The 4818-nt window shown below is 62.6% G+C and carries 7 protein-coding genes; 2 read left to right on the top strand and 5 right to left on the bottom strand.

Features of this window, described 5'->3' with window-relative positions; translation table 11 throughout:
* Both Mgrana_RS16430 and Mgrana_RS16425 read left to right on the top strand, forming a co-directional pair.
* Nucleotides 1-345 (top strand): septal ring lytic transglycosylase RlpA family protein (locus Mgrana_RS16430; RefSeq protein ID WP_147371320.1); only part of this gene is annotated, 345 nt, incomplete at its 5' end.
* Between the two features lie 17 nt (nucleotides 346-362).
* Nucleotides 363-1184, top strand: a complete 822-nt coding sequence (locus Mgrana_RS16425) for a deoxyribonuclease IV (RefSeq protein WP_119358658.1) — start codon at nucleotides 363-365, stop codon at nucleotides 1182-1184.
* On the opposite strand, the gene Mgrana_RS16420 is transcribed toward Mgrana_RS16425, so the two are convergent.
* The 5 genes from Mgrana_RS16420 to accB form a co-directional block, all read right to left on the bottom strand.
* Complete coding sequence (locus Mgrana_RS16420; RefSeq protein ID WP_170146514.1) at nucleotides 1168-1842, bottom strand: site-2 protease family protein; 675 nt, start codon at nucleotides 1840-1842, stop codon at nucleotides 1168-1170. The genes Mgrana_RS16425 and Mgrana_RS16420 overlap by 17 nt on opposite strands.
* A 14-nt stretch (nucleotides 1843-1856) precedes the next feature.
* Nucleotides 1857-2486 carry a site-2 protease family protein gene (locus tag Mgrana_RS16415; protein ID WP_119358656.1) on the bottom strand — a complete coding sequence of 210 codons (630 nt, stop codon included), beginning with the start codon at nucleotides 2484-2486 and terminating at the stop codon, nucleotides 1857-1859.
* A gap of 55 nt (nucleotides 2487-2541) precedes the next feature.
* Nucleotides 2542-3093: an NUDIX domain-containing protein gene (locus Mgrana_RS16410; protein ID WP_119358655.1), complete on the bottom strand. Its 552-nt coding sequence runs from the start codon at nucleotides 3091-3093 to the stop codon at nucleotides 2542-2544.
* Nucleotides 3094-3110: 17 nt separating this feature from the next.
* Complete coding sequence (accC, locus tag Mgrana_RS16405) at nucleotides 3111-4460, bottom strand: acetyl-CoA carboxylase biotin carboxylase subunit (RefSeq protein WP_119358654.1); 1350 nt, start codon at nucleotides 4458-4460, stop codon at nucleotides 3111-3113.
* Nucleotides 4461-4508: 48 nt separating this feature from the next.
* On the bottom strand, nucleotides 4509-4818 hold a 310-nt coding region (gene accB, locus Mgrana_RS16400), incomplete at its 5' end, for an acetyl-CoA carboxylase biotin carboxyl carrier protein (protein WP_119358653.1).

Raw genomic sequence — 4818 nt, 5'->3', positions numbered from 1 at the left:
GCCCCCATCCGCCCTCCTCAACCCACCCCCCAGCGCGCGGCCAACAAACCCAAAGCCGTTTTTTTTCAACAGGGCACCGCAACCTGGTATGGGGGACGCTTCCACGGCAGGCGCACGGCCAGCGGCGAAGCGTTTAACGCCCACACCCTCACCGCGGCCCATCGCACCCTGCCGTTTGGCACCCGGGTACGGGTGACCAACCTCAAAAACGGGCGCAGCGTGATCGTGCGCATCAACGACCGGGGGCCCTACACCAAGGGGCATATCCTCGACATGTCCCAGGCGGCGGCTCGGCAAATCCAAATGGATGGAATCGCCCCGGTGGCCATCGAGGTCCTAAAGTAAAGGGGATCTCAGGCCCTATGCGCTATGGTTTTCACGTCTCGATCTCGGGCAAGCTGGGCCTCGAGGGGGCTGCGCAGGAAGCAGAACGGCTGGGGCTCTCGGCAATCCAGATCTTCGCCAAAAGCCCCCGATCCTGGAAGCTGCGCCCGACCAAGCCGGGGGAGCTCGAGGGCTTCCGGGCCCGCAGGGAAAACCTGGGCGGGCTGCCCACAGTGATCCACGCTTCCTACCTGATCAACCTGGGAGCCGAAGGGGAGCTATGGGAGCGGAGCGTGTTCAGCCTGGCCGATGATCTGGCCAAGGCCCAGGCCCTGGGAGCGGAGTACGTGGTGGTACACCCTGGCTCGGCCCACCCCGAGCAAGCCCGGAAGGGCGCCCTGCGGGCCAGAGAACTCGCCAAGCTCGGTAAGAAAGGCCCTCAGTTGCTGTTGGAAAACACCGCCGGCGGCAAGGGGCTGCTGGGCAATACCCTCGAGGCCCTGCGCGACCTGATCAAGGACACCCCGCTGGGGGTTTGCTTCGACACCTGCCATGCCTTTGCCGCAGGGTATCCGCTGCACCAAGCCCCCCAAAAGGTGCTGGATGACCTGGAAAAAACCCTGGGGCTCGAGCGGGTCCCAGTGGTCCATCTCAACGACTCCAAGGGGGCTTTTGAGAGCCATGTGGATCAGCATGCCGGGCTGCTGCTGGGGCAGATTGGTCTGGGCTTGCGCGGGTTCATCACCGACCCACGGCTCAGCCACAAGATCGCTATCATGGAAACCCCACGCAGCACCGGGGAGGATGCCCACAACCTGCGGGTCTTGCGGGAGTGGCTGGAGATCAAAACCCCGGAATGAGCGCCCCGAAGAACCCGGTGCGCACCCAACCAATCAGACCGGCGACCGGCTGGCGCAGCACGGTTAGAAACAGCACCATCGCCACCAGGGTGTAGGTGGGGTTGGCCTCGAGCCGCCATAGGTAAGGCTGAAGCCTCGAGGGCAGCACGCTCTGCAGGATCTTCGAGCCGTCCAAAGGGGGGATCGGCAACAGGTTAAACACCGCCAGGCTGAGGTTAATGCTGGCTGCCAGAAGCGCCGCCAGGGCTATAGTCCCCGGTAGGTTATGCCCGTTGCGCCCAAAGGTGGCCGCCACCTCGGCAGGGTAGGTCCCCACCAAGACCCGCAGCAGCAGGGTTAGCAGCAAGGCCATGAGCAGGTTGATCACAATTCCAGCGATGCTCACCACAAAAAGCCCCCAGCGATAGCGGCGGAAATTATTGGGGTTGATGGGTACCGGCTTGGCCCAGCCAAACCCCACCAAGAGCAGCAGCAAAGTACCGAACGGGTCCAGGTGTCGCAGCGGGTTGAAGCTGATGCGGCCCCTTTCCTGAGCGGTGGGGTCCCCCATCCACAGAGCCGCGATGGCATGGCCCCACTCGTGAGCGGAGAGCGAGATCACCAGGATCGCAACCAATAGGAAGAAGGTTAGCGGATCGGTTTGCAGGTATGAAAGCAGCCCCATCTACCCTCCTATAACCCCATCAAGCGGAAGAGGGCGTTCAGCAGTCCGGCCAAACCGCTTACCACCGAGCCCAGAATGCCGGTCAGGGAAAGCACCAAAAAGATCACAAAAAACCCCAGCGGGCCGTAGTTCTGAAGCTGGTCCATAAAGCGCCGGGCTTCCAGGCCGCCCACCGCATACACCACTCGAGCCCCGTCCAAGGGCGGCACTGGAAAGAGGAACACCGCGGCATGGGCCAACATCAGCGCGGCTGCGATCTGAAACCCGAATGCAATACTGCCGGTGGCAGGGCTCAGCCCCCCCAGCAACCGACCCAGCAGCTCATAGAAGAACGCCGCCACAAAAAACCCCAGCGGCCCCATCAAGGCCACCCGGGCTGCCTTGCCCCCCACCAGCCGGAAAGGCACCGGTCGAGGGAACCCAAACCCGAGGATGGCCAGAAACAGCAAGCCCAGAGCGTCAAGATGCACTCGAGGCTCCAGGCTCAGAAAGCCATAGCGGCGAGGATCCCCATCTCTATAGCGGTCGGCCAGCCAGGCCTGAAACAGGTTGTGAACGACCAGGCCAAAAGCACAGGCCGCAAAAGCCACCAAAAAAGCCAGCGGGTCGGAGAGATAGCGCAGGAGTCCAAAGCTCATCGCTCACCAGTGTACCTGGTGTACCCAGGTTAGGCGTGCGCCCCAGCCCCCAACCTCAAAGCTCTCCAGCCAGCCGTAAAGCCTGCACCCGCAGCACCCCGGCCACCGTGATTGCATCGGTGATCTCCCCAGCCACCACCCGGCGGTACACCTCCTCAAAGGGCAACCGCTCCACCCTCAGCCGCTCGGTTTCCTCCGGCTGCGCCGGGCCAGACCGCAATCCACGGGCCAGATAAATCAGCGAGACCTCGTCGGTGACGGAGTTAGAGAGGTGCATTTTCAACAACAGTTGCCAATGGTCGGCCTCGAGGCCGGTCTCCTCGCGCAGCTCACGCCGGGCCGCTTCCAGCGGATCCTCCTCAAGGGGACCCCCGCCCTCAGGGAGCTCCCAGGAATACTGCCCCAGGGCGTAGCGGTACTGCCCTACCAGGTAGGTACTGCCATCGGCCTCCAGGGGAATTACCCCGATCGCCCGGTTCTTGAAGTGCACCAGACCATAGATCCCCCGGCCCCCGCCTGGGTGGAGCACCTCCCGGTGCTCCACCCGGATCCAGCGGTTGTCGTAAACGGTTTGGACGCCCAGGGTTTGCCAGGGGTTGTCTTCCATACGGCTTCAGGCCCGCCTCACACCTTCTCCGCCATCCGGGTATTGACGAAGTTGGTGTAAATTGCCCCCCGCCGGTAGAAGCTGTTGTCCATCACCTCGAGGTGGAAGGGCACCGTGGTCTTGAGCCCTGGCCCCTCGATGGCGGTCTCTCCCAGGGCCCGGCGCATTCGGGCAATGGCCTCTTCGCGGCTGGGGGCGTGGACGATCAGTTTGGCCACCAGGGAATCGTAGTTGGGGGGAATGGAGTAGCCGGTGTAGAGGTGGGAATCCACCCGCACCCCAGGGCCGCCCGGAAAATGTAGGGTCTCAACCTTGCCGATGCTGGGGCGAAAATCCTTCTGGTAGTCCTCTGCGTTAATCCGACACTCGATGGCATGCCCTTTGAGCTCAATCTCCTCCTGCTGCAGGGTAAAGGGCTCTCCTGCCGCAATCAGAATTTGCAGCTTGACTAAATCCAGCCCCGAGATCATCTCGCTAACACAGTGCTCAACCTGAATGCGGGTGTTCATCTCCATGAAGTAGTAGTGCCCCTCCGGGTCTACGATGAACTCTAGGGTCCCCGCCCCGGCATACTGCACATGCTTGGCCAGGCGCACCCCGGCGGCTAAGATCTCCTGGCGCAACTCCTCGGGCAACCGGCTGGGGGCTTCCTCAATGAGCTTTTGGTTGCGGCGCTGGATCGAGCAGTCGCGCTCACCCACGTGCACCACATGCCCCTTGCCGTCGCCCATCACCTGCACCTCAACGTGACGGAACAGCTCGATAAACTTCTCCAAGATCAGGGCGGGGTCACCAAAGTAGTTCTGAGCCTCGAGCTGGGCTTGGGTGAAGGCGGAGGCCATCTCCTCTGCGCTGCGCACCACCCTCTGCCCCCGGCCCCCCCCTCCTGCGCTGGCCTTGAGCAGCACCGGGTAGCCGATCTGTTCCGCTGCCGCGATCGCCTCCTCGGCGCTTTGCAAAACCCCCGTTCCCGGTACCGTAGGCACGTTCGATGCTCGAGCAATCTCCCGCCCACCGGCCTTTGAACCCAGGCTGTGCATGGACTCCGGGGTGGGGCCGATAAACACGATCCCATAGTCCCGGCACATCTCCGCAAACTGCGGGTTCTCCGCCAGGAAACCATACCCTGGGTGGATGGCATCGGCCCCGGTAATGATGGCCGCAGAAAGCAGGTTGGGGATGTTCAGGTAGGAGTCTTTGGAGGCCGGCGGGCCAATGCAGATGGCCTCATCCGCCAACAACACCGCCAACGACTGGGCATCGGCCTCAGAATGGGCCACCACCGCTTCAATGCCCAGCTCGCGGGCTGCGCGCAGCACACGCAGGGCAATCTCACCTCGATTGGCAATTAGGATTTTCTTGAACATAAACCCTCTTCGAGCGGGTCACAGGCTTTTGCAGCAGACCCTCCGTGACTAAGCCGGATCAATCAAAAACAGGGCTTGACCGTATTCCACCGGCTCGCCGTTGCGCACCAAAAGCTGCTTTACCGTACCGGAGACCTCGCTCTCGATCTCGTTCATCAGCTTCATGGCCTCGATAATGCACAGCACCTGGCCCTTCTGCACCCGATCTCCTTCCTTCACGAAGGGTGGGGCATCGGGGGAAGGCGCAGCATAAAAAGTGCCTACGATGGGCGCCTTGACCTCCACGTAGTGGTTGGTGTCTGGCTTGGGAGGCTCTGCCGAGGGGGGAACCGGGGTGGGGCTTGAAGCCGGTGGGGTA

Origin of the sequence: Meiothermus granaticius NBRC 107808 (assembly GCF_003574355.1) — a bacterium.
Taxonomy (GTDB): Bacteria; Deinococcota; Deinococci; order Deinococcales; family Thermaceae; genus Meiothermus; species Meiothermus granaticius.
Note: the sequence above shows the minus strand (reverse complement) of the source record. Positions and strands in the feature narration are given on the sequence as shown.

Excerpts from the sequence above, each read along its gene's own strand:
- Mgrana_RS16425 (WP_119358658.1), top strand. The coding sequence starts at position 363 with ATGCGCTATGGTTTTCACGTCTCGATCTCGGGCAAGCTGGGCCTCGAG.
- Mgrana_RS16410 (WP_119358655.1), bottom strand. The coding sequence starts at position 3,093 with ATGGAAGACAACCCCTGGCAAACCCTGGGCGTCCAAACCGTTTACGAC.
- Mgrana_RS16415 (WP_119358656.1), bottom strand. The coding sequence starts at position 2,486 with ATGAGCTTTGGACTCCTGCGCTATCTCTCCGACCCGCTGGCTTTTTTG.
- accC (WP_119358654.1), bottom strand. The coding sequence starts at position 4,460 with ATGTTCAAGAAAATCCTAATTGCCAATCGAGGTGAGATTGCCCTGCGT.